Below are 25,255 nucleotides of genomic sequence, written 5' to 3' on the forward strand. Positions count from 1 at the left end.
CTTGACGGCTGGTTCGATAGCAAAAAACGTCCACTCAATGTCCCGGGATAGTTGTTCGAGGACTGCGTTCCGGGTGTAGTCCTGCCAGCAGTTTCACGTGTGCGTGTGGGACGTTGAGGACCTCGCGGCGGTGCTCGCGAACGGCGGCCCTCGCGACAGTCGTCTTCCCGGCGCCGGAGGGACCGAAGAGAAAGCAGTTCTCGGCGCGCTGGCCGTCTTCGATCGGCGCGAGGGCGTCGGTCACCTCATTCATGTGGCGGTTCCGGCCGACAATCGGATCGGGGAGGTGGTCGTCTTCGAAAACCGTTCCGTCGCTTATCACGTCTCACTCGGAGACAGTACCGGGATATAACCGAAACCCTCGGTTTTCTGGATGGTCGAAAATTTAATCTCACAGAGGTCCGTCTGAAACCAAAATTGTAATTAGCATTAGAATCACCATTGAAGCAGGCGGGACACGCCGGCACAACGCCGTCGCGGCCAGTTTCAGACGGACCTCTCTAGGGTTCGGGTTGACCGTTCGATCCGAACCAGTTGGGTATCCTCAAGTCTGTGAACCACTGAAGAGTCTGACGCTTGGGGATGGCGAGAAGGAGATGCTTTTCGCCCAACTGGCGAATAGACCCACTATATTACCAATCTTAAGTTTCACTTGTGGTCACCTAGCCAATTTGGATTACGCGTTCGACAAGAATCGAATGTCTACGTTTTCGTCGATGCGATACTCTTTCAGATCAATCAGGAGTTAACATTCGGATTTTGCCAGATTCGGTCCCAACAATCACGGACTCATCATAACTATTGAGCGTCACGACTTCATCATCGATCTCCACTCTGTGTGTCACTGCTCCATCTGATTTTTGACAGCCAGTCAGTCCACCATTGGAGTCGTAAAATAGTGTATCTCGCAGCCATACTGGTTTTGTAAACCTCGCTTCATAATCTCCGTGCGTCCATATTTGCTCTCCAGAGAAATCACCATACCAGATGCCGCCTGTAGTATAAATAAAGACGCCCGAATTAATCGTCGGACCACTAACTGAAGGACTGACCGCCACATCTTCTGAGTTGATCCCACTTGCGACGGTCTCTCTCCAGACTACTTCTTCACGTTCAATTTCGACCGCGTGGAGCTCAATAGATTCGCTCCCAGAATAAGCTCCCCCGCGTTCACCCCCACCAGTAATGTAGTACGCTAATGATTCTCCCATTGCGAGACCGCCTGAATACGAACCAGTCTCAGGGATAGTTACCGGTGATTTCTCGCCAGATTGCTCTGGTTCTTCTATGTATGCTAGATCGTATCTACTATAGAATAGCGAGCCATTAAGAAAGACTGGATCAGAAGATGGTTCATCTGTTACTTCCCAAATTGTGTCCCCAGTACTTGTTGAGAATGCTTGAAGAAAGTCCTCTTGACCATTGGAGGCCAGCACGATGACATCGTCGTTGTTAGCAGCACTAGGATTCGATTCATTGCTAGTCGCATTGTGGCTGACACTCCACCGCGTTTCACCTGAATCCTTTCTGAGAGCGGTTATGAGACTAGTAGTGACCAGAATTAGAGTATCACTAGTTGTACCGAGGTGAACCATTTGCCCATCAAAGTCCTGTGTCCAATTTTCATCTCCTTCTGGAGAAAGGCTCCGTACAAGTGACGAATCGGTGCCCGCATAGATGGCAGAGTCGTCCTTTTCGAGAGTGGTAATCGTTTCATAAGTGTCGATAGCATCTGTCCATTCTTCTGTGAATCCTTTTACCGGGGTGTCATTCGAAGTTGGAGAATCACTCTGTGTTGTGTCAGGTCCGTCTCCACCCGGCACATCGTTTCCCGATACAGAACTATGCTGGTTGCTGTCACCGCTGAAAAAGTATCCCGCAATTCCGCCTACCCCAACGAGTCCGAGGGTTTTCAGGATAGGGCGGCGGGATTCGTCTTCACCTCCTTCTGGTGTCGCACTATCAGTACTCGGGGTCGCACCTGTCGCTCCAGCCTGATCACTGGTTTCTAGTGTAATTTCCTGGTAGTCGTCGTCCTCACCGACGTCGAAAGAGCTGGTGGTTTGATTAAATCCATCTTTCGTAATACCCAGTTCTACCGATGTCCCAGACGGGATCGAGAATTCTACTTCTCCGTGTTTGTCGGTTCGAGAGCTCATTTTGGTACCACTCGTCGGGAACGCAACCTCGACTAAACTGTCGCGTAGCGGCGAGTGCTCGCTATTGACAGTGCGAATGGTCAGAGCGGTGGAGTTTGCGAGCCCCATATCTTCGAGAAGCTGGTCGAATTCATCTCGCATCCGTAAAGCATCACCTGGGCTGACCGGAATCGTTACAGCAGAGTTCGCAAATTCGTTTTCGCCGACCGGGCTCTTATCCGCGATTAGTGAGATTTCAGGCTGGAACTCCTGTTTTTCTCCGTCGGTCACAGGTCTCCGAACTGTCGCCATTCGAGGATCCGCATCGGGGTGCGGGAAGATCGGCGCATCTCTCCACTCACCATCGAGGTTCTCTACATCTGGGTGGATGAGCTTATGACAGTCAGCGCAGAGATTAACCAGATTGCTGAGGCTGTGTTGTCCATTTTTGCTAACTGGCCGGTAGTGATGACAATTAAAATAATCTTCATCAGATAGTGAAATATGGCAACGGGCACATCGACCATTCTGGTGTTCAAGGACAGCTTCGCGGCGATCAGTCCAGTCCGGGGGGTAATCACCGTTTCCGAAGTACGAGTTCTCTTCTGATACGTTAGAAGGATGGTCGTACTTTCGGTCAATTCCGTATTTCTCGTATAGCTCTCGGATGGTAGAGTTGGTTTTGTCTGAGGACATTACAGAATGAACACTAATCCTATCTTATTGTATGTGTTTCTAGTCTGATATAGATGTATGTATCTCAATCATATTTGGGTATGTCAATAGAACTACTCCATCTTGAGTCGTTTGAGAACGAGCCAAGTGTGAGCAGTTCTACTGAGACCAATAGCGTCTACGTGTCCGACAACTGGTGAAGGGCTGGACAAGACTCGCGCATCAAGCCGTTGGTCATCTCGGTCACCAAAATCTCAGGAATAAATATCTATATACATGTTGGTTACAGAACAAATACATGGATTCAATCTCTCGCCGGCGTCTCCTAGAACTTGCGTCGGTTGGGATCGTTACAGGGACAGCTGGATGTTCTAATATCCTAGGTAGTTCGGGGTCAACAACGGCACCGTCATCCAATACTTCAGGAGAATCCAGAGCAGAACTTCAGAATCGTATTGCGGAGTTACAGAGCAGGGTTGAGTCGCTTCAGGGAGAGGTCTCATCAAAGGACGAGGAGATCGTGTCGCTAAATCAGGATATGGAGGAACTTCAAGAGAGGTCCAACGAGAAGAATCAAACTATCGAGTCTCTAAGATCCGATCTTAACGATGCTGAGGTCCGAATTGACGAACTGGAAGCACAGTCTGTAGAGTATCAGTACAGTGCTGAAGTGAGACAATCTGCGACTGACGCTGGCCGGAAGCTTCGAGAAGCTGTCGTCGCATTCGACTTTGAGTACGACGGCAATTTTAGTTCAGGTGGAACAGGGTGGTTCATCGACCAGAACCACATCATTACGAATAGGCACGTTGTTCAGGACTTGGTAGACGGCAATGTTACTTCGAAGACTGGATATCTCCTTGACGGCACAGAATTTGATTTTTCGGTTAGTCACACAGCGGAAGATGATGATATAGCACTGGTTGAGACCGACGTGACAGCCCCCTATATCCCACCACTCGGGACTGCGTCTTCACTGACTGCTGGTCAACCACTTGTCCAAGTCGGGCATCCAGCAATGATTGGGAAATGGGTCATCAGTCTCGGTGAATTCATACAAGATCAGGAATTCGGAAATGGACTACATACAGAGATACCGTCTACATCTGGAAATAGTGGGTCACCACTCATTACACTTGACGGGACCGTTGTGGGGCTCACATACGCGAGTACCAAGCGTGACTTCGACCGTGGACCACCGACACCGAGTGAAGAGGGAGCAGTTGAAGAGTACCCGTATCAGGAGGTACAGTACGCCATACACGAACGCATAGACACCGTACTGGATTACTACGAGCAATGGACTGGGAAATAGCGACATGAGAACCAGGATCGGTCGATAGTGCTACTAGGAGTGTGTTTCTAATGCTGGTGTACTTCGGGTAGAGAGTCGGGCAATCCACTCAAATTGTTGTCCGAGAATCGGTGGAGAGTCGGACACGATCGGCCTCGAACCCCACCCGATCACGCCGGGAACCCCACCCAACCCGTACCTTTTTGTCCGGTTGACGCGCCAGCCGGACGCATGAATCTACAGCCCCACGACGAAGAGGACGGGAAGAAGCTCTGACTCCCCGAGACCGAGGTCGAGAAGCTCGAAGTGATCGACGACGACACCGAGCAGACGATCGCCTTCTCGCTCGGCGCGCGCTCTGGGCTTCGTTCGGGTGGATCTTCGACGTTGACGCCGACAGCGCTGCCACAGCTGATTCGACGGAAGCAGTCGCACCCTAAGCAGCGGTGTGCGACGTCGTTCTCATCACCGAAGACAGCCCGGAACCTATCAGAAACGTGACCGTCACAGTACCGGCACTGCGCGGTTTCGTCAGAGCCGCCCATTTTGGCGGTTCATAGCGCACCCCCTGAATGCGGTTTTCGGGTGTTAGAAGGTGCTAAGGATACTGATAATGAGAACCTATAAAGAATATGATGGGACCGCTGAGAGTCGAACTCAGGTCATACGGACCCCATCCGCATAGGATACCACTACCCCACGGTCCCTGACTACACGCAGAAAAACGACGGTCCGGTAATTAAGGACTTCGCTTCACTCCTCGTCGGCGTCCCGCGGGACCACGAGGTCGCCGTCGTCCCGGACCGCGAGGCTCCCGATCGGGTCGCCCTCGTAGACGGCCAGCCCCTCGCAGCGACCGAGGACGTAGCCGTCGTTGTCGGCGGTGACCGTCACGCGCTCCTCGCCCGCGGCGTCGACCACGCGAGCGAGGACGTCGCCCTCGGCGAACGCGTCGCCGGCCGCGACGCGGTGCCGGATGATGCCTGACTCGTCCGTCGTCGGCCCGCGGAAGCGGCGCACGGGGAACTCGCTCGGCGCGGGATCGACGCCGACGCCGGGCGCACCGGCCGACTCGGGCGCGTCGTCGGGGTCCAGCAGACCCAGTTCGACCGCGACGCCGACCGCGCCAGCGACGCCCGCGTCGAGGAGGGCGTCGTCGACGACGCTGTGCGCGCCCAGCTCCGCCGTGAACGCCGGGATCCCGGCCTCGTTGAGCACGGCGCCCGCGGTCGACCGCTGGAGGGCCTCCTCAACGTACTCCGCTGCGGGGTACTCCCGGACGACCGGCAGGCCGAACGCCTCGACCAGACGGCCGAGCTCCTCGGAGAGCGCGGCCGCCTCGGACTCGCTCCGTCGGTCGCCGTAGAGGACGCGGTCGCGGATGGCGAAGGGCTCGCTGCCGACGCCGGCGGTGTGACAGTCGATCAGCGCGTCCGCGGCCGCGTTTGTCCCGACCGTCTCGACGGCGAACTCCGAGTCGTCCGCCGAGTTGTCCGCGTCGGTCGGTACCTCGCCCGTGATCGCGGCGTACAGTCGCGCGTCGATCCGCTCTTGGAGCTTCGGCGGGCGAGCCGACTCCGCGTCGGCGTCCGGGAAGTGCCGGTTCGGGTCCTCGTCGGCGTAGTACGTCTCCCTCGCGTTCCGGCGCAGCCCGGCCGGGGAGACCACGGGCACCGCGACGACGGCGCCGGCGAGGTCGGCGAGGCACTCGCCGAAGGCCGCGACGACGTCCTGGACGACCGCGACGCCCGTCGCCTCGTCGCCGTGGACGCCGCCGGTGAGCCACAGCGTGGGCCCGTCGGCGGCGCCGTTCGCGACGGCGACCGGAAGCCGCTCCGCGCCGCCCGTCGGGAGCTCTGCGACCGGGAGCCGACCGCGGTCGAGCGACCCCGGCGCGGCGCTCGCACTTCCGAGTTCGATTCGCCCGCCCGCTTCCCCGTCTGCGTCCGAGTCGTCCATACCCGAACCCGGGGACGGCGGAATCATAAAAGAACGCGCTCCAAGGCGACGACTGTCCCGCTGGCGGCGTCCGGATCGCCGACGACGCGCCCGAGACAGACCGCGACGCCGTCGGGCGTGAAACACGCGACGAGCGGCGGGTCGTCGTCGCCGTCGCGGTCCGGCTGAGTGGCCTCGTCGTCCACGTCGACCACGCCGGGCGCGTACACCGGCGCGCCGGTCGCGACGTTGCGCGCGGCGGACCGCGCGACCGTCACCGCGGGGAGGTGCGTCAGGGCGTCCTCGGCCGGGCGGATCACCTCGCGGAGGAGCGCGTCGTCGCCGTCCTCGGCCCACGCGAGCGCGTCCACCAGGTCCTGAAGCGTGTGGAGATCGCGGTCGTCGAACGGGTCGGTGGCGGTGCGCCGGAGGTGGCCCATGTGCGCGCCGACGCCCGTCGCGAGCCCGACGTCGTGACACAGCTTCCGCACATACGTCCCCGACTCGCAGCGGATCCGGAGGAGGGCCTGCCGGTCGTCGACCTCCAGCACGTCGAGGTCGTGGATCGTCCGCGTGCGGAGCCGGCGGCTCACAGCGCTCTTCCGCGGCGGCTTCTGGTAGATCTCGCTCTCGAACTCGGCGACCACCTCCTCGAAGTCCGCCGGGGCCGGGCCGTGGAGCTCCAACACCGCGACGTACTCCTTCGTGCCCTCGAGGAACACCTGCGCCATGCGCGTCGCGTCGCCGGTCAGCGTGGGGAGACAGCCGGTGACCTTCGGATCGAGCGTGCCCGAGTGGGCGACCCCGCCCGTGGGAGGCCCCTCGGGGTCGAGCGCCGCGAGCGTCTCGTCTATCGCGTCGCGTACCCACGCGGACACCTGATGCGAGGAGGGGCCGGCCGGCTTGTCGAGGTTGACGACGCCGAACCGGAGCAGCTCCGGCACCGACCGCTCGCCGGGAGGCGCTCTCAGGGGCCCCTCGGCGTCGGCGGGAGCGTCGGCGTCGGCGGGAGCGTCGACATCGGAAGCGTCAGTCATGCGGGGTGGTTAGTGGTGGACTCAGAAGTCGTACACGACGCCCTCGACGGGCGCTTTCCCCTCGTCGTCGTCGGCGTCGTACGCCTCGACGGTCGCGACGAGGACGTCGAGGAAGCGCTCGGGGCCCCAGCGGGCGGTGTTGTACGCGGCGTCGTAGATCGAGAGGTCCTCGATGTCGATGTTGTAGTACTCCAGATACCGCTTGCGCTCGGAGACCTCGCGGCGCTTCGTCTCCGTTCGCGCGCGGTCGACCGGCTTCGACTCGCGCTCCGCGATCCGCTCCGCGCGGACCCCGAGCGGCGCGTCGAACCAGAACCGGAAGTCGGCGTGGTCGGCCGCGAGCCACCCGGCGAGCCGCGATTCGAGGACGACGTCGTCGCGCTCGACCGCGATCTCGCGGAGCCGGCGGTCGAGGTCGCGGTCGATCTGCGGGTCCTCCTCGGCGAACTCGTTGAACTCGACGGGCGTCATGTCGCGTTCGGCCGCCATCTCGCGGAAAATGTCGCCGCCGGAGACGTGCCCGAGGCCGAGCGCGTCTGCCAGCTGGACAGCGTTGGTGCTCTTCCCGCTCCCTGGCGGGCCGGAGACGGTGATCAACATATCACCACTGCGCGGGTGTCGTTCAAAACGGTTGTCGTTCGGCGGCGGGGCGGGCCGATCGTCCGGACCGCGTCGCCACCTCACTCAGGGCTCGTCGTCGGCCGTCGCGGCCGTCATCGACCAGACCGCGACGAGGCCGAGGAGGAGCGCGGGAACGAGCGGCAGCGCGAGGTACGTCGCGAAGAAGGGGAGCCCGAACCAGCCCGCCGCGTACGGATAGACGTAGATGATCCCCGGGATGACGAGCGCACAGACGAAGATCGCCGCCGTCAGCGCCCACCCTTTGCGACCGAAGCCGTCGGCGGCGGGCTCGTCGGCGTCGACCGCCGGGTCCCGCGAGCCGTCGCCCCCGCTGTCGGTCGCGTCGGCACCGTCGTCGGTGCCGGGGACGTGGACGTAGCCGCCGTCGGTGGTGCCGTCGGCGGTCGCGTCCGCGTCGCGGGCGGACGTGTCGTCGGCCGCGTCGGTCTCAGAGCTCACTGTCAGGTTTTACCACCACTTTGCCAAAGCCCTCACGGTTCTCGATCATCTCGTGTGCGCGCGCGGCCTCGCTCATCGGGAGGACCTCGCGGACGCGGGGCTCGAAGGTGCCGTCCCACACCAACTCCAACGCGTCGTCGACCTCGCCGGGGGTCGCCATCGTCGAGCCGATGACCGAGAGCTGGTTCCAGAAGATGCGGTTGAGCCCGGCGCCCGGGTTCGGGCCGGTGGTCGCCCCGCAGGTGACGAGCCGGCCGCCCTTCGCCATCGACTTCAGCGAGTTCGGGTAGGTGGCCTCGCCGACGTGGTCGACGACGACGTCGACGCCGCGTTTGCCGGTGAGCGCGTCGATCTCCTCGGCGAAGTCGTTCGCCTCGTAGTCGATGACGTGGTCGGCGCCGCACGCCTCGGCGTGGGAGAGCTTCTCCTCGGTGGAGGCGGTCGCGAACACCTCACAGCCCGCGTGGTCGGCGATCTGGACCGCCGCGTGGCCGACGCCGCCGGAGGCGCCCAAGACGAGCACCTTCTCGCCGGCCTCGATGTCGGCGCGCGTCTGGAGCATGCGCCACGCAGTCTGGAAGACGAGCGACGCGGAGCCCGCGACCTCCCAGTCGACATCGGACGGGACCGGGACGAGGTTCTCGGCGGGCACCGCGGCCTTCTCGGCGTGGACGCCGCGGACGTGTTCGCCGATGATGTGGAAGGAGACGCAGAGCGACTCCTCGCCGTTGCGGCAGAACTCGCACTCCCCGCAGGAGACGCCGGCGCTCACGGCGACGTGATCGCCGGGCTCGAAGCGCGTCACGCCCTCGCCGACGGCCTCGACGACGCCCGCCGCGTCGCTGCCGGGGATGTGCGGCATCTCCAGGTCGATGCCGGGCATCCCGCGTCGGGTCCAGATGTCGAGGTGGTTGAGCGCGCCGGCCTTGACGTCGACGAGCACCTCGCCGCGGTCGGGCTCCGGGTCGGGGAACTCGCCGTACTCGATCACGTCGCGGTCGCCGTGGTCGGCGAACTGAACGGCTTGCATACGCGAATCCTCCCGCGGGACCCACTAAACAGTACGCCTCACGGAAACGGACGGCCACCTCGAAGGCAGCGGTTGTTTATAAATGATATGCGGTGGCGCGTGCCGACGAGCGGCCATCGGCCGCGAGTCGCACGCGCGAGGGAGTCAGTCGCCGGAGCGAAGCGGAGGCGACTGACGAGGCTGGGGAGGCGTGAGGCGCGGTTGCTGTGCGGGGCGGGACTCAAAGGGGCAGTCGGGAGGCGGGCGCAGGCGATGCAAGCACCACAACGAGGGAGCGAACGAAGTGAGTGACCGAGTGAGGAGCGCAGCGAGCGTGCGCCCGCCTCCCGACTGGGGCTTTGGCGGTGGTCACCGCCGATTTACTGGCGGTTATTTATAAGTGAGAATCTGAAAAACAGGGCTCCAACAGCGCCGTCTCGACGGAACCTACGCGTCCGCCGTGATATCGTCCTTCCCCAATACCACTTCCAGACATCCGTGCGAGACCCCCACAGCGACCCGGCCGTTTCGTGATGTTTAAGTACCGAAAGCGGGAGCATACGAACGCACGTACTGTAGGGGCGTCGGGTCCCGAGTCCGCGAGGGCGATGATACAACGCGGGTTGCGGTAGCCAAGCCTGGCCCAAGGCGCAGGGTTGCTAACTCTGTGGCGTCACTGCCTCCGGGGTTCGAATCCCCGCCGCAACGCTCGAACGGACGAGTACCGCCGGATCGCGCCGGTAGGGCTCACCACAACCAACACATGAGCACGGAAGAATCACAGGACGACTCGCCGGAGGAGGAGGAAGACCTCCAGTACTTCGTTCGGATCGGGGGCGCGGACCTCGACGGGACGAAGACGGTCGAGCGAAGCCTGTCCGAACTCGACGGCATCGGCACGCGCACGGCGCGGCTGGTCGCCGAGAAGGCCGACGTGGACCGAAACGCCACGTTCGGGCTCCTCGACGAGGATGACATCGACGCGGTGGTCGACATCGCCGAGAACCTCGAAGACCACGTCCCGTCGTGGATGACGAACCGACAGAACGACTTCTTCACCGGAGAGACGACGCACCTCGTCGGCACCGACGTCAACGAGAAGCGCCGTCACGACATCAACCGCATGAAGATCATCGAATCGTACAAGGGCGTGCGCCACAAGCGCGGGCAGAAGGTCCGCGGCCAGCGCACCAAGTCCACGGGTCGCTCGGAGGGGACCATCGGGGTCAACGTCGAGGAGATCCGCGAGGAGATGGCGGACGAAGAAGCGGGTGACGAGGAATGAGCACCGGAAAGAACACCAAGGGCTACGAGACGCCGAATCACCCGTACCAGGGCGAGCGCATCGCCGAGGAGGCCGACCTCCTCTCGCGGTACGGCCTGAAGAACAAAGAGGAGTTCTGGCGCGCCCAGTCCGAGCTGCGTAACATGCGTCGGGAGGCCCGACGCCTGCTCGGCGAGGCGCAGGGCGACGTCGACGCCGCACAGGACGCCGGCGCGGAGTTCGTCGCACGGCTCCGCCGCATCGGCATCCTCGGCGACAACGACGACATCTCGACGGTCCTGTCGCTCGACGTGACCGACCTCCTGGAGCGTCGCCTCCAGACGGTCGTCTACCGACAGGGCTTCGCCTCCTCGACCCAGCAGGCCCGCCAGTTCATCGTCCACGGCCACATCACCGTCAACGGCGCCCGCGTCACGCGCCCGTCGGTGAAGGTGGACGTCGACGACGAAGGCGCCATCGCCTTCGACGAGACGAGCCCGCTCGCGGACGATCTCCACCCCGAGCGCGCGGAGTCACAGGAGTAACTATCCATGAGTGAATCCGAAGACGGAGGAAAGTGGGGCATCGCCCACGTGTACGCGTCGTTCAACAACACGCTCATCACGGTCACCGACGAGACGGGCGCCGAGACGATCGCCAAGTCGTCCGGCGGCACCGTGGTGAAGCAGAACCGCGACGAGGCGTCGCCGTACGCCGCCATGCAGATGGCGGAGGTCGTCGCCGAGCGCGTCAAGGACGCCGGCCTAGAGGGCGTGCACGTTCGCGTGCGCGGCCCCGGCGGCAACCTCAACAAGTCCACCGGCCCCGGTGCGCAGGCGACGATCCGCGCGCTTTCGCGTGCGGGTGTCGAGATCGGGCGCATCGAGGACGTCACGCCGATCCCGCACGACGGGACGAAGGCGCCGAAGAACAAGCGAGTCTGACATGACCGAAGACGAATTCGACGTCCAGTACGTCGAACGGGACGAACGAAGCGCGCGGGTGCTGATCCGCGGGCTCACGCCGGCGTTCGCAAACGGCATCCGCCGCGCGATGATCGCCGACGTCCCGACGTTCTCGATCGACACGGTCCAGTTCGTCGAGAACTCCTCGGTCATGTTCGACGAGATGATCGGCCTGCGTCTGGGGCTTATCCCCCTGACAACGCCGCTCGACGACTTCGAACTCGGCGACGAGGTCACCCTCGCGCTCGACGTCGAAGGCCCGGCGACGGCGTACTCCGGCGACATCGAGAGCGCTGACCCGCTCGTCGAGGTCGCCGACGAGAACGTTCCGATCATCGAGCTGAAGGAGGGACAGCGCCTCGAGTTCGAGGCGACGGCGGTGTTAGACACCGGGAAGGAGCACGCCAAACACCAGGGCGGCGTCTCCGTCGGCTACCGCCACCTCCAGCGCGTCTCGGTCGAAGGCGACCGCGGCGAGTTCGACGACGACGAGCCGAACATCCTCCGCGGCGTCATCGAGACGCCCGACGGGGAAATAGAGCTCACGGACGAGTTCGACAACGACCTCTCGGACCGGTTCCCCGGGAAGGAGGTCGCGGTCGAGGACGTGCCGGGCGCGTTCGTCTTCCACATCGAGACGGACGGCTCGTTCGACGTCGAGGAACTGTTGCTCCGCGCCATCGACTCCATTGAGGACCGCGCGGACGAACTACAGACGAAAGTCGCAGTATAAGGAAATGACGGCCCTTCGAACCAACACCCTGACCGTCGCCCCCGCCGACAGCCGCGGCGCCGCTCCGACCGCCGGAGCGCCCGCGGCCGACGCGGCGGACGGCGGGACCGAAAGTGGTTTGAAGGGAGCCGGAATACGGTGGAGTGCACGCAGGGATAGCCAAGTCAGGCCAACGGCGCAGCGTTCAGGGCGCTGTCCTGTAGAGGTCCGCAGGTTCAAATCCTGCTCCCTGCACTCCGTTTTCCACGAACTCTCCGTTCAGGAGGGACAGCTATGAGTAGCAAGACGAACCCGAAACTACAGAACCTCATCGCCGATCTGAAGTCGGTCTCGCGCGACTCCGGTGCCAACGTGTGGCAGGACGTCGCCGACCGACTGGAGAAGCCACGGCGCACGCACGCTGAGGTCAACCTGGGCCGTATCGAACGATACGCGCAGGAAGACGAGACGGTCGTCGTCCCCGGCAAGGTGCTGGGCAGCGGTGTGCTCGAAACGAACGTCACCGTCGCCGCCGTCGACTTCTCCGGGACCGCCCGGACGAAGATCGACCAGGCCGGCGAGGCGGTGGCGCTGGAACAGTTCATCGAACAGAACCCCGAAGGAAGCAACGTGCGGGTGATCCGATGAGTCTCGCGAAGATCGACGCGGACGTCGTCGTCGACGCCCGCGACTGTATCCTCGGTCGCGTCTCCTCGGAGGTCGCGCAACGCGCCCTCGCCGGGGAGACCGTTGCCGTCGTCAACGCCGAGCGCGCCGTCATCACCGGCAACGAGGAGGCGACGATGGAGACGTACCACAAGCGCGCGGAGCTCGGCTCGGACAGCGGGCCCTACTACCCGAAGCGTCCGGACCGGATCTTCAAGCGCGCCATCCGCGGCATGCTGCCGTACAAGTCGGAGGACGGCCGCGAGGCGTTCTCGAACGTGCGCGTGTACGTCGGGAACCCCTACGAGCGCGACGAGGACGTCGAGAGCGTCGTCCTCGACGGCACCTCGCTCGACCGCCTCTCGAACATCAAATTCACGACGCTCGGGGAGATCTCCGAGTCTCTGGGAGCCAACGTCACATGGTAACGAACACCTCAGGCAAGAAGAAGACGGCCGTCGCCCGCGCCACCGTGCGCGAGGGCGAGGGTCGCGTGCGCATCAACTCCCAGCCAGTCGAGCTGGTCGAACCGGAGCAGGCGCGGCTCAAGATGCTGGAGCCGTTCCGTATCGCGGGCGAGGAGCTCCGCGACGGCGTCGACATCGATATCGACGTCGAGGGCGGCGGCTTCAGCGGGCAGGCGGACGCGGCGCGGACCGCCATCGCCCGCGGCCTCGTCCAGCACCTCGGCGACGCCGAGCTGCGCGACGCGTACATGAACTTCGACCGCACCCTGCTGGTCAACGACGTGCGCCAGTCCGAACCCAAGAAGTGGGGCGGACCCGGCGCGCGCGCTCGCTACCAGAAGTCCTACCGCTGAGGTGATCCAGTCATGATGATCCCCGTCCGGTGTTTCACGTGCGGCAACGTCGTGGGTGAACACTGGGAAGAGTTCAAAGAGCGGGCTCGCGAGGGCGACGAGGACCCCGGCGAGGTGCTCGACGACCTCGGGGTCGACCGGCACTGCTGCCGGCGGATGATGGTCAGCCACCGCGACCTCGTCGACGTCGTCTCGCCGTACCAGTAACCATGTCAGAACAGCGCTACAATCGATACGAGAAGGCACGCATCCTCGGCGCGCGAGCGCTACAGGTGTCCTACGGGGCGCCCGTGCTGATCGACACGGACCAGACGGAGCCGATCCTCGTCGCCGCCGAAGAGTACGACGCGGGCGCGCTCCCGTTCACGGTGCGGAGGGAATCCAACTGATGACCCGAATCACTAGCATTTCGCTGCGACGCGTGCTCGACTCGCGCGGGAACCCGACGGTCGAGGCCGACGTGCTCACCGAGTCCGGCGGCTTCGGCCGCGGGGCGGCCCCCAGCGGGGCGTCGACGGGCGAGTACGAGGCGATCGAACTACCCGCGAGCGAGTCCATCGCGAAGTCCCGCGAACACGCGGTGCCGCGGCTGGAAGGCCTGTACGCGGGCGACCAGCGCGCGGTCGACAACGCCCTGCGCGCCGCCGACGGCACGGACGACTTCTCGAACATCGGCGCCAACAGCGCCGTCGCCATCTCGATGGCGGCCGCGAAGGCCGCCGCCGACGTGCTCGGTGCGCCGCTGTACCAGCACCTCGGCGGCGCGTTCCGCGGCGAGAACTTCCCCGTTCCGCTCGGCAACGTCGTCGGCGGCGGGGAACACGCCAAGGAGGCGACCCACATCCAGGAGTTCCTCGCGGCGCCCGTGGGCGCGCCCAGCGTCTCGGAGGCCGTCTTCGCGAACGCCGCGGTCCACGCGGCGGTCGCGGACGTGCTCGACGAGCGCGGCGTGCCCGCGGCGAAGGGCGACGAGGGCGCGTGGGCGCCCCCCATCTCGGACGCGGAGGCGTTCGAGGTCGTCGACGAGGCGGTCGACCGCGTCGAGAGCGAGGTCGGATTCGAGATCCGCTTCGGGCTCGACATGGCGGCTGCCGAGCTGTACGACGACGACGCCGAGGCGTACGTGTACGGCGACGAGACGAAGTCGGCCGACGAGCAGATCGAGTACGTCGCCGGCCTCGTCGACGAGTACGACCTCGCGTACGTCGAGGACCCGCTCGACGAGAACGACTACGAGGCGTTCGCGGAGCTGACCGACCGGGTCGGCGACCGGACGCTGATCTGCGGCGACGACCTGTTCGTCACCAACGTCGAGCGGCTCCAAGACGGGATCGACGCGGGCGCGGCCAACAGCATCCTCATCAAGCCGAACCAGATCGGGACGCTGTCGGACGCGTTCGACGCCGTCGAACTCGCCGCCCGCAACGGGTACGAGACGGTCATCTCCCACCGCTCGGGCGAGACCGAGGACACCACCATCGCACACCTCGCCGTGGCGACCGACGCCGGCTACATCAAGACCGGCACGGTCGGCGGCGAGCGAACGGCCAAGCTGAACGAACTGGTCCGCATCGCGGACGACGCGGTATGACGGGCCCACACCACGCATGAGCGAAGACAACGACGCGGTCGAACTCGACGACGACGCGGAGACCGAGGCGGTCGACGCGGGGGTCGAGGAGGAGGCCGACACGACCGAGGAACCGACCGCCGACGCGGCCGCCGAGGGGGCGTCCGCTGAGGCCGAGAGCGAGGCGGCTGCCGAGGCCGACGCGACGGAGGAGGCGGACGACGACGCCGCAGACGAGGAGGACGCCTCCCCGTTCGACGACGACGTCATGCCCGACGACGACGTCGACCTGCTGATCCCCGTCGAGGACTACCTCTCCGCGGGTGTCCACATCGGGACCCAGCAGAAGACGAAGGACATGGAGCGGTTCATCCACCGCGTTCGCGACGACGGGCTGTACGTCCTCGACGTGAGCCTCACCGACGAGCGGATCCGCACGGCCGCGGACTTCCTCGCGAACTACAACCCCGAGCAGATCCTCGTCACGTCCTCGCGGCAATACGGCCGGTTCCCGGCCGAGAAGTTCGCGGACGCCATCGGCGCCCGCGCCCGCACTGGACGCTTCATCCCGGGCACGCTGACGAACCCCGACTACGCCGGCTACATCGAGCCGGACGTCGTCGTGGTCACTGACCCCATCGGCGACGCGCAGGCCGTCAAGGAGGCCATCACCGTCGGCATCCCGGTCATCGCGATGTGCGACTCCAACAACCAGCTGTCGAACGTCGACCTCGTCATCCCGACGAACAACAAGGGTCGCCGCGCGCTGTCGGTCGTCTACTGGCTCCTCGCCAACGAGACGCTCGACCGCCGCGGCGCCGACACGGTGTTCGCCCTCGAGGACTTCGAGGACGAACTCTAAGGCGGTCGTTTTTCGAGTCTACTTTCGTTTCGTCCGTTCACCGTCCGCCAGCCGTCGGCATCGCGCCGCGAGAGACGGCGCGCTCAGACGATGTCGGGCGTAAACGGGTAGGAGTAGACCTGCCCGTCGTTGGCCTTCACCGTGGCGATGAGGACCAAGACCAGGTCGACGACGCCGATGATCGGGAACAGCAGGAGCCCGATGAACACGAAGCTCAGGACGGCGGCGATCATGAGGGCGACGAAGACGACGATCTGGAAGTTCAGCGAGTTCTTGGCGTTCTGTTTGACGAGCTCGTCGTCGTCGTCCGCGAGGACTAAAAACAGGATCGGGCCGAGGAACGACGCGAAGAGCGCCGACGCGTGCGACAGCGCCGCAAGCGTCGTGTCGCCCTCGACGCGCTCGGAGGCTGCTGATGACATGACGGCAGTTGAGTTTCGGAGCTGAGTGATAAGCTTTGGGAGGAGAGTTCGTCTCCGACGGGCGCTCGTTCGGCGTCGACGCGGATCAGTCGGCCGTCGACGGCCCCCCGTCAGCGGCGTCGACGGTCGACGGCCCCTCGTCGCCGGGCTCCGCCTCCGGCACGTCGTGGGTCCAGCGCGGCTCGATCTCGCGGTTCGCCACGACGATCCGGTCGCCGTTGTCGGCGTCGATCCGCGTCTTCCGGAGCTCGATGGCGGCGACGGTGCCGGTGACGCCCTTGGCCTCGACGCGGTAGCCGACGTTAAAGTCCGGATCGCGCAGGAGGTAGACGCCCGCCACCGTGTCCTCGATCATCTCGGAGAGGGCGTAGGAGACGCCCAAAGCGATGAAGCCGACGGCGGTGCCCAGACTCGCCGCGATGTCGCCCATCCCGAGCACCTTCAGGAACGTGAGCGCGACGCCGAACCAGAGGAAGACCGCGACGAGCGTGACGATCAGGTCGCCCACGAGTTCGCGGTCGCCGACGTACATCCGCTCGATCGACGACCGAACCAGCGCGAGGACGATCCGGACCGCCGCGTACGCCAGCGCGAGGAAGACGAACCCCGAGAGCAGTCGGGGAATCGCGACGGCCAGCCCCGCGACGAAGTTCGCGAACGACTGCGTCAGAAACGACGGGATCGCGGTCATGGCGCGCACGACGGCGGCCGCCGGTGAAAAGCTGACGGGGCGGAGGGGTCGCCATCCCGCCCTCCTCGCCGCTCGCCCCAACTTCCTCACCGCTCGCCCCGCCCACAAGCGCAACGCCTGTAAGCGCGCGGGGTGAGTGAGTTCGTATGACCGTTTGCGAAGCGCCGGGGAAGGTGTACCTCTTCGGCGAACACGCCGTCGTCTACGGCGAGCCGGCCGTGCCGGCGGCCGTCGAGCGACGCGCGACGGTGACCGCCGAGCCGCGCGAGGACGACCACGTGCGCGTCGAGGCCGAGGACCTCTCCTTGGACGGGTTCACGGTGGAGTACGCCGGCGGGACGAGCGACCGCCCCGACGTCGACGTGCCGACGCCGCTCGTCGAGGCCGCGATGGGGTACGTCGACGCGGCCGTCGAGCAGGCGCGGGACGCGGCCGACGCGCCCGACGCCGGCTTCGACATCACCGTCGAGAGCGACATCCCGCTGGGCGCGGGGCTGGGGTCGTCCGCGGCCGTGGTCGTGGCCGGCATCGACGCGGCGACCCGCGCGCTCGGCGAGCCGCTCGACCGCCGCGAGCTCGCCGACCGGGCGTACCGCGCGGAGTACGAGGTCCAAGACGGGCAGGCCTCCAGGGCGGACACCTTCTGCTCGACGATGGGCGGCGCGGTGCGGGTCGAGGGCGACGACTGCGAGCCGATCGACGCCCCGAACCTGCCGTTCGTCGTCGGCTTCGACGGCGGCGCGGGCGACACCGGCGAACTGGTCGCGGGCGTCCGCGAACTGCGGGCGGAACACGAGTTCGCCGCGGACACGGTGGAATCGATCGGCGACCTCGTCCGGGCCGGCGAGGGCCTGCTGGCTGACGCCAACCCCGAGCGCGACCCGGAGCCGGCGCTGCTCGCGGAGCTCGGCGAGCTGATGGACTTCAACCACGGGCTGCTCGCCGCGCTCGGCGTCTCCGCCCGGTCGCTCGACGCGATGGTGTGGGCCGCGCGGGACGCGGGCGCGCACGGCGCGAAGCTCACCGGGGCGGGCGGCGGCGGCTGTATCGTTGCGCTCGACGAGAGCGACGCGACGGAGACCGCGCTATCGTTCACGCAGGGCTGCGAGGAGGCGTTCCGCGCCGAGCTGGCGACCGAGGGCGTCCGCGTGGTGGAGCCGTGACGGGGAGCGGTCCGACGGGTGCGTCCGGGGAGGACGCCGCCGTCCTCGACGCGGACGATCCCGCGCCCCCCGTCGTCCTCAAGCTCGGCGGGAGCCTGATCACCGAGAAGGAGAGCCCCGAGACGCTCGACGACGCGGCGCTCGAGGCGGCCTGCGACGCCGTCGCCGACGCGCTCTCGGCGGGCGCGGTCGACCGGCTCGTCGTTGTCCACGGCGGCGGGAGCTTCGGCCATCACCACGCGAGCGAACACGGGGTGTCGACGACCGACGGGACGCGCGACGCGGACGCGGTGGCGGCGGTCCACGGCGCGATGAAGCGGCTGAACGCGCACGTGTCAGAGCGGTTCCGCGAGCGCGGCGTGCCCGCGGCCCCCGTTCACCCGCTGTCGCTCGCGGCGCGGCCCGAGGGCGCCGACGGCGACCTCGACCTCCCGCTCGGGTCGACGGCGACGCTGCTCGGCGAGGGGTTCGTCCCCGTCCTCCACGGCGACGGCGTGGCGACCGCGGGCGAGGGGGTGACCGTCGTCTCGGGCGACGAGCTGGTCGTCGAACTCGCCGCGGGGCTGGGTGCGCGCCGCGTGGGCGTCTGTTCGACGGTTCCCGGCGTCTTCGACGCCGACGGCGACGTGATCGCCGAGATAGAAGACTTCGACGCGGTCGCGGACGCACTCGGTGGGAGCGACGCCACCGACGTCTCCGGTGGCATGGCCGCGAAAGTGCGGGAGCTGCTCGCGCTCGACGCGCCGGCGTACGTGTTCGGCGCCGACGGGCTTGCGCTGTTCCTGCGCGGGGAGAACGCCGGAACCCGGATCGACTGATCGGGGTACAGAACCCTTATTCGAGCCACGGCCCTCCTCCCGAGCATGAACGAAGCGGACGTGCGGGAGCGGCTCGCGGACGTGCGGGACCCCGACCTCGGCGACGACATCGTCTCGCTCGGCTTAGTGAACGATGTCGAGGTCGAGGCCGGCGAGGACAGGGGTAGCGGGACGGTCCGCGTGTCGCTCGCGCTCGGCGCGCCCTTCTCGCCGAACGAGTCGGCCATCGCCGACGACGTCCGGGCGGCGCTCGCGGACACCGAGTTCGACGTTGAGCTGTCGGCGTCGATCCCGGACGATCTCGCCGCCGACGAGCAGGTCCTCCCGGGCGTCCAGAACGTGATCGCCGTCGCCTCCGGGAAGGGAGGCGTCGGGAAGTCGACCGTCGCGGTGAACCTCGCCGCCGGGCTCTCCGCGCTCGGCGCTCGCGTGGGCCTGTTCGACGCCGACGTGTACGGGCCGAACGTGCCGCGCATGGTGTCGGCCGAGCAGCGCCCCGAGACGGACGGCGAGACGATCGTTCCCCCCGAGCGGTTCGAGGTGAAGCTGATGAGCATGGACTTCCTCACCGGCGAGGACGACCCCGTCATCTGGCGCGGCCCGATGGTCCACAAGATCATCACCCAGCTCGTCGAGGACGTCGAGTGGGGCGAGCTCGACTACCTCGTGATGGACCTCCCGCCGGGGACGGGCGACACGCAGCTCACGATCCTCCAGACCCTCCCGCTGACGGGCGCCGTGATCGTCACGACCCCGCAGGACGTGGCGCTCGACGACGCGGTGAAGGGACTCCGCATGTTCGGCAAACACGACACGAACGTCCTCGGTATCGCGGAGAACATGGCCGGCTTCCGCTGTCCGGACTGCGGCGGGTTCCACGAGATATTCGGCTCGGGCGGCGGGAAGGCGCTCGCCGCGGACCACGACCTCCCGTTCCTCGGCGGGATCCCGCTCGACCCCGACGTGCGAACCGGCGGCGACGACGGCGAACCCGTCGTCCTAGAGGACGGCGAGACCGCGGACGCGTTCAAGGTGCTCGTCGAAAACGTCGCGAACAACGCCGGCGTCGTGCGCCGCCGCGGGGTGAGCGACGGGCGATGACCGACGCGGACGGTGACCCCCACGGGTCCGAAGGCGGGGGCGCGGCGAGCGACGGCGACAGCCACGAGGACCCCCTCGCGGCCGCCGGCGTCGATCCGGTGGTGCCCGAGTCGGCGACCGACGCGGCCGAGGAGGCGTTCGCCGCGGACGACGAGGTGCGGGAGTTCCTCCGGGACGTGGCCGAGGACGTCCGCGGAGAGAGCTCGGAGAGCAAGCAGCTCTCGGCGGTCCTCTACCGCGTGTCGGACCTGTACGACGACGACGAGGAGACGTCGCCCGAGGAGATTTACCTCAACGTCCGACACATCATGCGGATCAAGTCGGAAGGCGGTCTGCGTCGCTGAGCGTCCGGAAGCCGCCAAAACCCCTTTTTCCGTCAGTCGTCCGAATCGCTCGTTGCGCCGAGGTCGATCGGGCGCTCGTCCAGCGGCGTCGCGTCGTCGACGACGCCCGCGAGCCCGAGCCGATCGACCGTTTCGCCCGTCGGGAGCCCGCTTTCGCCCCAACCCCGCGCCGCGTAGTAGCGGTCCAGCAGGCGGTCGAACGCGTCGACGTCGACGCCCGGCGTTCCGTCGGCCGCCGACGTGCGGAGCGGCTCGGGGAGCGCGTCGTCCGCGCGGTCGAACCCCTCGCGGGCGTTGAACAGCCGCGTCAGCGTCCAGATCCGCTCGCCAGTCGTCGCGAGCCCGGCGGTCGAGTCGCCCGGCGCGATGGAGTCGACGTCGCTTTCCTCCCCCGCGTCGCCGTCGCGGTCGACGCCGGTGACCGCCGGGTGGTCGATCGCCGCGAGCCACTCCGCGCCGAGGTCGGTCCAGACCGCCTCGCCGACGAAGTCGTCGACGACGAGGCTCCATAGCACGGACCGCCCGTTCTGCTCGCCGACCACGTCGCGGACCCGGTCGGCCGGGGACCGGTCCGGGCGGGCGAGGGGCTCCGTGTCCTGCGGGCGCGCGCGGCGGTGACATGCGCCGCGGTCGCTCGTCGCGTACGCGAGCGCGACGCCGACCGCCGCGCGCGGGTCGAAGCCGGGCAGCGCCATCGACTTCACCGTCGGCACGAGTTCCGCGCCGCCGAACCGGGCGACCGCGGCGTCGATCCCGTCCGCGAGAGCGTTCGGCAGGTCGGGGTCGACGTCGAGGCCTGGCGGCGCCTCGCGGGCCGCGATCGCTTTTAAAAGGCTCTCGGCGCCGTCCGCGTCGCCGAACGAGACCGGGCAGTCAACGACCCCCGCCTCCCCGGCGCGGACCGCCCACGCGACGGCGTTGCCCGCGCCGATCACGTCGAGGCCGAGTCGGTCGCAGACTCCACAGAGATCGACGACGCGGTCGAAGTCGTCGATCCCGAGGCCCGCGCCGAGCGTGATCGGCGCCGCGCCGCGCGGGACGACCTCGCCGTCGGGCGTGTCGATCCGGAAGCCGCCGGGGGCCGCGAGGTCGGCGCCCTCCGCGTCGTCGCCTGCGGGCCCGTCGTCGCCTACGGGCCCGTCCTCGCCTGCGGGCCCGTCGTCGCCTCCCTCGCGCCCCGCCGCGCGTTCCAGCGCGGCCTCGACCCCGATGTCGTCGGCGCCGTCGAAGCCGGTCTCCGTCCACCCCTCCGCGGCGAGTATCCCGACCTCGTTCGCGTAGTCGATCGTCTCGACGGTCTCGCCGGCCGCCTGCCACTCGCCGGTCGGCTCGTCGCCGTAGGCCGCGGCGTCGCGCTCGCGGAGCGCGGCGAGGTCGTCCGGGACCGTCGGCGGGGGATCCCGGGCGACGACCGCCTTGAGGCGCTTCGCGCCCATCACGGCGCCGGCGCCGCCCCGGCCCGCGTGGTGGGCGCCGCCGTCGCTCGCGATCGTCGCGTACGCCGCCTCGCGCTCGCCCGCCGGGCCGACGCAGGCGACCCCGGCGTCCGGGAACCGCTCGGCGGTCTCGGCGGCGTCGGCGCCCCACGCGCCGCTCGGTTCGATCCGGGCGCGACCGTCCTCCACCTCGATCCGGACCGGCCGGTCGGCGGCGCCGGTCACGAGCAGGCCGAGGCAGTCGCCGAGCGACCCCGCGAGCCGGTCGGCGAACGCGCCGCCGGCGTACGAGTCGAGGAAGCCGCCGGTGAGCGGTGACTTCGTCACCGCGACGTAGCGCGTTTCGCCCGGGAGGTAGCCCGCGAGGGGTCCGACGAGGAACGCGAGGAGGTTCGCGGGGGCCGTCGGGTCCGTCCCCGGCGACAGCTCCTCGTAGAGGTAGCGCGCACCCAGTCCCTTCCCGCCGACGTAGTCGCGGCGCCAGTCCCGCGGGACGCGCTCGCGGGCGGTCTCGCCCGTCGAGAGGTCGACGCGGAGGATTCGAGTGCGACTCGGACGCATTCAGACGCGATGCGCGGCGGAGACGTATCAATCTGTCCGGCACCGTGATCGGGTCGCGCGGTCGTCCGTCTGGGCGCGACCGCCAGAGTGAGGGCCGACGCGGTCGTACGGGGGCGTATGGACCTGACGACCGCGCTCGACGCCCGCGACGCGACCGTCTGCGTCGTCGGCGCGGGCGGCAAGAAGTCGACGCTGTTCGCGCTCGCCGACCGGCTCGACCGGGCAGTCGTGACCGCGAGCGTGCGAATACCGATCTTCGACGATCGGGTCGCCGCGGTGCGCGTGACCGAGGACCCGGTGGCCGCGATCGAGGAGGCCGGAGACGGCGACTGGCCGCTCGGGCTGGTCCCGGAGCGCGAGCGGTCAGACCGGTACCTCGGGTACGATACGGAGACGGTCGCCGAGATCGCCGACGCCGCGCCCGGCGCGACGCTCGTGAAGGCGGACGGGGCGCGCCTCCGCGAGTTCAAGGCGCCCGGCGACCACGAGCCGCAGATCCCGGCGAACGCGGACGTCGTCGTCCCGATCGCGAGCGCGCACGTCGTTGGCGAGCCCCTCACCGAGGAGCTCGTCCACCGGCCGGCTGAGGTCGCCGCGATCACCGGCCGCGAGATCGGCGACGAGATCCGCCCCGCCGACGTCGCGACAGTCCTCGCGAGCCCCGCGGGCGGGCTGAAGGGCGTCCCGAGCGGCGCGACCGCGATTCCGGTCGTGAACAAGGTCGACGACGAGGCGGACGCCGCCGCGGCCCGAGCGGTCGCCGGGGAGATCCTCTTCCGCGCGAACGTGCCGCGCGTCCTCCTCACGCGCCTGATCGCGGACGACCCGGTCGTCGAAGTCGTGGAGTAGATCCGCTACGAGCTTCCCTCCGGGAGCTCCTCGAACGACCGCCAGAGCGCCCGGTACAGCGTCCACGCGTCGACGCCGGTCCGGTCCATCACGGCCCGGCAGGCGTCGTCGAACCGCCGGTAGTCGGCACTCGAAGGCGGGTCCGGATACGGGTCGTCGAGCTCGCCAACCGCGGCCAGAACCGCCCAGGTCCGGCGGTCGACCGCGACGAACCGCGACGGGGCGAGGAACTGGAGAAACCCGGACGCGACCGCGACGTCGACCCCGTCGAGCGCGGTGAGCGCGTCGAAGGCGGCGTCAGCGTCCGGTGAATCGTCGTTTTTTACGCCCACCGCGTCGACGGCGGCGTCGATGGCGTCGATCACGTCGTCGAACTCGTTGTCGCGGAAGGCGTCCTCCCGCTCGCGCCGTTCGCGGTCCGGGTACTCGCCGAGGTACCGCCGGAAGTACCACCGGACGATCCACTGGGCGTCCCGGCGTCCGTACTCCTCGCCGGCGAAGGTCTTCGGGACCGTCTCGACGTGCTGGCGCTCCACGTCGTACAGCGGTTCCGCCTCCGCGTACGCCCGGGCGCGGTCCCGGACGGTCGACTCGCTCAGGTCCATCACCTCGCGGTACGGCGGTGGGACGGATGAACGTTCGTGCCGATCGTCCCGATCGATCGTTTCATACTGGCGTGGACACTGATAACACGTATGACAGACGACCGGATCCCGGTCACCGTCCTCAGCGGCTACCTCGGCGCCGGGAAGACGACGATGGTGAACCACCTGCTCGCGAACCCGGGCGACAGGCGGATCGCGGTCATCTTGAACGACATGGGCGAGGTGAACGTCGACGCCGAACTCGTCGCCCGCGAGAACGACGAGGAGGGCGTCATCGACCTCTCGAACGGCTGTATCTGCTGCCGACTCCAGGACGACCTCCTCTCGGAGGCGGCGACGCTCGCGGCGTCACGGGAGTTCGACTACCTCCTCGTCGAGTCGTCGGGCATCTCCGAGCCGATCCCGATCGCGCGGGCGTTCACCGAGGGGACCGAGGACAGCGAGGTCGACCCGACCGAGCGCTTCCGGCTCGACACGATGGTGACCGTCCTCGACACCTACGGGTTCTGGAAGGAGTTCGACGCGGGCGAGGACCTCCCCGGCGACGGCGAGCCGGCGGCCGACCGGCCCCTCGCGGACGTGCTCGTCGAGGGGATCGAGTTCTGCGACGTGCTCGTGTTGAACAAGACGGACATGGTCCCCGACGACGTGCTCGACGAGATCGAGTCGGTCGCCGACCGGCTGGGGCCGCGCGCGAAGCGCATTCGAACGAGCTACTCCGAGGTCGACCCGGGCGACGTGCTCGACACCGGGCGGTTCGACTTCGAGACGGCAAAGCGGTCGCCGGGGTGGAAACGCGCGATAGCTGAGAGCGAGGGCGACGAGGGAGGCGAGGGCGCAGAGGAACGAGACGGCCACGCGCACGACCACGCCGAGGGGGCGGCCGCGGCCCACGGGGTCGACTCGTTCGTCTACCGCTCGGCCGACGCCCTCGACCCGGAGCGGTTCGCGGCGTGGCTCGACGACTGGGACGGCGCCGTCGTGCGGGCGAAGGGCGTCGCGAACGTCGCCGGCACCGACGAGGTGATCGGCGTGAGCCAGGCCGGCCCCTCGGTACAGGCGGGCCCCATCGGCGAGTGGGGACCGGACGACGACCGCCGGACGCGGCTCGTGTTCATCGGCAGCGAGATGGACGAGGCGCGGATTCGCGGCGAGCTTGACGACCTGGCGACCGCCGGCGCCGACGGGGAGGCGGCGGCCGACGAGGCGGCCGCCGAGGCGTTCCCGCTGTGAGA

29 protein-coding genes, 3 tRNA genes and 1 pseudogene are annotated in these 25,255 nt (G+C 66.9%); 20 read left to right on the forward strand and 13 right to left on the reverse strand.

Annotated features, from left to right (window positions below):
* Positions 1-36 precede the first annotated feature (36 nt).
* Positions 37-253, reverse strand: a pseudogene (locus F3H13_RS06170) (AAA family ATPase); the annotation flags it as partial.
* 481 nt (positions 254-734) lie between these two features.
* Positions 735-2,834, reverse strand: a complete 2,100-nt coding sequence (locus tag F3H13_RS06175; RefSeq protein ID WP_149798175.1) for an outer membrane protein assembly factor BamB family protein — start codon at positions 2,832-2,834, stop codon at positions 735-737.
* A 277-nt stretch (positions 2,835-3,111) separates the two neighbouring features.
* Between F3H13_RS06175 and F3H13_RS06180 the strand changes: the two genes are divergently transcribed.
* Positions 3,112-4,128 carry a S1 family peptidase gene (locus tag F3H13_RS06180; RefSeq protein ID WP_149798176.1) on the forward strand — a complete coding sequence of 339 codons (1,017 nt, stop codon included), beginning with the start codon at positions 3,112-3,114 and terminating at the stop codon, positions 4,126-4,128.
* 149 nt (positions 4,129-4,277) lie between these two features.
* Here F3H13_RS06180 and F3H13_RS16705 read toward each other — a convergent pair whose 3' ends face one another.
* The 7 genes from F3H13_RS16705 to F3H13_RS06215 form a co-directional block, all read right to left on the reverse strand.
* On the reverse strand, positions 4,278-4,652 hold the full coding sequence (locus tag F3H13_RS16705) for a DUF7563 family protein (protein WP_449405059.1): 375 nt from the start codon (positions 4,650-4,652) through the stop codon (positions 4,278-4,280).
* Between the two features lie 91 nt (positions 4,653-4,743).
* Positions 4,744-4,814, reverse strand: a tRNA-Pro gene (locus tag F3H13_RS06190).
* Between the two features lie 46 nt (positions 4,815-4,860).
* Complete coding sequence (locus F3H13_RS06195; protein WP_149798177.1) at positions 4,861-6,066, reverse strand: succinylglutamate desuccinylase/aspartoacylase family protein; 1,206 nt, start codon at positions 6,064-6,066, stop codon at positions 4,861-4,863.
* A 23-nt stretch (positions 6,067-6,089) separates the two neighbouring features.
* Positions 6,090-7,082 carry an RNA-guided pseudouridylation complex pseudouridine synthase subunit Cbf5 gene (locus F3H13_RS06200; protein WP_149798178.1) on the reverse strand — a complete coding sequence of 331 codons (993 nt, stop codon included), beginning with the start codon at positions 7,080-7,082 and terminating at the stop codon, positions 6,090-6,092.
* A gap of 21 nt (positions 7,083-7,103) precedes the next feature.
* Complete coding sequence (cmk, locus tag F3H13_RS06205; protein WP_149798179.1) at positions 7,104-7,682, reverse strand: (d)CMP kinase; 579 nt, start codon at positions 7,680-7,682, stop codon at positions 7,104-7,106.
* 84 nt (positions 7,683-7,766) lie between these two features.
* On the reverse strand, positions 7,767-8,162 hold the full coding sequence (locus tag F3H13_RS06210; RefSeq protein WP_149798180.1) for a hypothetical protein: 396 nt from the start codon (positions 8,160-8,162) through the stop codon (positions 7,767-7,769).
* The gene (locus F3H13_RS06215; protein ID WP_149798181.1) at positions 8,152-9,192 is read right to left on the reverse strand and encodes a zinc-binding dehydrogenase; all 1,041 of its coding nucleotides are present in this window, start codon (positions 9,190-9,192) and stop codon (positions 8,152-8,154) included. The genes F3H13_RS06210 and F3H13_RS06215 overlap by 11 nt, the downstream gene beginning before the upstream one ends.
* A gap of 601 nt (positions 9,193-9,793) precedes the next feature.
* Between F3H13_RS06215 and F3H13_RS06220 the strand changes: the two genes are divergently transcribed.
* From F3H13_RS06220 to rpsB, 13 genes are all read left to right on the forward strand, one after another.
* Positions 9,794-9,879, forward strand: a tRNA-Ser gene (locus tag F3H13_RS06220).
* Between the two features lie 55 nt (positions 9,880-9,934).
* Complete coding sequence (locus tag F3H13_RS06225) at positions 9,935-10,456, forward strand: 30S ribosomal protein S13 (protein ID WP_149798182.1); 522 nt, start codon at positions 9,935-9,937, stop codon at positions 10,454-10,456.
* The gene (locus F3H13_RS06230; protein ID WP_149798183.1) at positions 10,453-10,980 is read left to right on the forward strand and encodes a 30S ribosomal protein S4; all 528 of its coding nucleotides are present in this window, start codon (positions 10,453-10,455) and stop codon (positions 10,978-10,980) included. The genes F3H13_RS06225 and F3H13_RS06230 overlap by 4 nt, the downstream gene beginning before the upstream one ends.
* Positions 10,981-10,986: 6 nt before the next feature.
* Positions 10,987-11,379, forward strand: coding sequence for a 30S ribosomal protein S11 (locus tag F3H13_RS06235; protein ID WP_004595254.1), 393 nt, complete (start codon positions 10,987-10,989; stop codon positions 11,377-11,379).
* 1 nt (position 11,380) lies between these two features.
* Positions 11,381-12,133 carry a DNA-directed RNA polymerase subunit D gene (locus tag F3H13_RS06240; protein ID WP_149798184.1) on the forward strand — a complete coding sequence of 251 codons (753 nt, stop codon included), beginning with the start codon at positions 11,381-11,383 and terminating at the stop codon, positions 12,131-12,133.
* A gap of 149 nt (positions 12,134-12,282) precedes the next feature.
* Positions 12,283-12,367: transfer RNA gene (locus F3H13_RS06245), tRNA-Leu, on the forward strand.
* A 39-nt stretch (positions 12,368-12,406) separates the two neighbouring features.
* Positions 12,407-12,760 carry a 50S ribosomal protein L18e gene (locus F3H13_RS06250; protein WP_149798185.1) on the forward strand — a complete coding sequence of 118 codons (354 nt, stop codon included), beginning with the start codon at positions 12,407-12,409 and terminating at the stop codon, positions 12,758-12,760.
* Positions 12,757-13,206, forward strand: coding sequence for a 50S ribosomal protein L13 (locus tag F3H13_RS06255; RefSeq protein ID WP_149798186.1), 450 nt, complete (start codon positions 12,757-12,759; stop codon positions 13,204-13,206). Before F3H13_RS06250 ends, F3H13_RS06255 begins: the two co-directional genes overlap by 4 nt.
* A complete protein-coding gene (locus F3H13_RS06260; protein ID WP_137687792.1) occupies positions 13,200-13,598 on the forward strand; it encodes a 30S ribosomal protein S9 in 399 nt (132 codons plus the stop codon). The genes F3H13_RS06255 and F3H13_RS06260 overlap by 7 nt, the downstream gene beginning before the upstream one ends.
* A 12-nt stretch (positions 13,599-13,610) precedes the next feature.
* Positions 13,611-13,805 (forward strand): DNA-directed RNA polymerase subunit N, encoded by a 195-nt coding sequence (locus F3H13_RS06265; RefSeq protein WP_004595259.1) that lies wholly within the window; start codon positions 13,611-13,613, stop codon positions 13,803-13,805.
* Between the two features lie 2 nt (positions 13,806-13,807).
* The gene (locus F3H13_RS06270) at positions 13,808-13,987 is read left to right on the forward strand and encodes a DNA-directed RNA polymerase subunit K (protein ID WP_004046454.1); all 180 of its coding nucleotides are present in this window, start codon (positions 13,808-13,810) and stop codon (positions 13,985-13,987) included.
* Positions 13,987-15,189, forward strand: a complete 1,203-nt coding sequence (gene eno, locus F3H13_RS06275) for a phosphopyruvate hydratase (protein ID WP_149798187.1) — start codon at positions 13,987-13,989, stop codon at positions 15,187-15,189. Before F3H13_RS06270 ends, eno begins: the two co-directional genes overlap by 1 nt.
* Before the next feature lie 16 nt (positions 15,190-15,205).
* Positions 15,206-16,030: a 30S ribosomal protein S2 gene (gene rpsB / locus F3H13_RS06280; protein ID WP_149798188.1), complete on the forward strand. Its 825-nt coding sequence runs from the start codon at positions 15,206-15,208 to the stop codon at positions 16,028-16,030.
* 83 nt (positions 16,031-16,113) lie between these two features.
* Here the strand turns inward: rpsB and F3H13_RS06285 are convergent, their stop codons facing one another.
* A complete protein-coding gene (locus F3H13_RS06285) occupies positions 16,114-16,452 on the reverse strand; it encodes a DUF4870 domain-containing protein (RefSeq protein ID WP_149798189.1) in 339 nt (112 codons plus the stop codon).
* 85 nt (positions 16,453-16,537) lie between these two features.
* The gene (locus F3H13_RS06290; protein ID WP_149798190.1) at positions 16,538-17,143 is read right to left on the reverse strand and encodes a mechanosensitive ion channel domain-containing protein; all 606 of its coding nucleotides are present in this window, start codon (positions 17,141-17,143) and stop codon (positions 16,538-16,540) included.
* 146 nt (positions 17,144-17,289) lie between these two features.
* On the opposite strand from F3H13_RS06290, the gene mvk reads away from it, so the two are divergent.
* The 4 genes from mvk to F3H13_RS06310 are packed head-to-tail and all read left to right on the forward strand — an operon-like array spanning position 17,290 to position 20,569.
* Positions 17,290-18,306, forward strand: a complete 1,017-nt coding sequence (gene mvk / locus F3H13_RS06295; protein ID WP_149798191.1) for a mevalonate kinase — start codon at positions 17,290-17,292, stop codon at positions 18,304-18,306.
* Positions 18,303-19,124: an isopentenyl phosphate kinase gene (locus tag F3H13_RS06300; RefSeq protein ID WP_149798192.1), complete on the forward strand. Its 822-nt coding sequence runs from the start codon at positions 18,303-18,305 to the stop codon at positions 19,122-19,124. Before mvk ends, F3H13_RS06300 begins: the two co-directional genes overlap by 4 nt.
* 45 nt (positions 19,125-19,169) lie before the next feature.
* Entirely contained in the window at positions 19,170-20,225 is a 1,056-nt protein-coding gene (locus F3H13_RS06305) for an Mrp/NBP35 family ATP-binding protein (RefSeq protein ID WP_149798193.1), read from the forward strand.
* Entirely contained in the window at positions 20,222-20,569 is a 348-nt protein-coding gene (locus tag F3H13_RS06310; RefSeq protein ID WP_149798194.1) for a hypothetical protein, read from the forward strand. Before F3H13_RS06305 ends, F3H13_RS06310 begins: the two co-directional genes overlap by 4 nt.
* A gap of 32 nt (positions 20,570-20,601) precedes the next feature.
* On the opposite strand, the gene F3H13_RS06315 is transcribed toward F3H13_RS06310, so the two are convergent.
* On the reverse strand, positions 20,602-22,566 hold the full coding sequence (locus F3H13_RS06315) for an aldehyde ferredoxin oxidoreductase family protein (RefSeq protein ID WP_149798195.1): 1,965 nt from the start codon (positions 22,564-22,566) through the stop codon (positions 20,602-20,604).
* A gap of 117 nt (positions 22,567-22,683) precedes the next feature.
* Between F3H13_RS06315 and yqeC the strand changes: the two genes are divergently transcribed.
* Complete coding sequence (yqeC, locus tag F3H13_RS06320; RefSeq protein ID WP_149798196.1) at positions 22,684-23,415, forward strand: selenium cofactor biosynthesis protein YqeC; 732 nt, start codon at positions 22,684-22,686, stop codon at positions 23,413-23,415.
* Positions 23,416-23,420: 5 nt separating this feature from the next.
* Here yqeC and F3H13_RS06325 read toward each other — a convergent pair whose 3' ends face one another.
* Positions 23,421-24,020 (reverse strand): hypothetical protein, encoded by a 600-nt coding sequence (locus F3H13_RS06325; RefSeq protein ID WP_149798197.1) that lies wholly within the window; start codon positions 24,018-24,020, stop codon positions 23,421-23,423.
* Positions 24,021-24,110: 90 nt separating this feature from the next.
* Here F3H13_RS06325 and F3H13_RS06330 point away from each other — a divergent pair, with 90 nt between their 5' ends.
* Positions 24,111-25,253 carry a CobW family GTP-binding protein gene (locus F3H13_RS06330; RefSeq protein ID WP_149798198.1) on the forward strand — a complete coding sequence of 381 codons (1,143 nt, stop codon included), beginning with the start codon at positions 24,111-24,113 and terminating at the stop codon, positions 25,251-25,253.
* The last annotated feature ends 2 nt before the right edge of the window (positions 25,254-25,255 follow it).

The organism is Halorubrum xinjiangense (assembly GCF_900102375.1).
Lineage (GTDB): Archaea > Halobacteriota > Halobacteria > Halobacteriales > Haloferacaceae > Halorubrum > Halorubrum xinjiangense.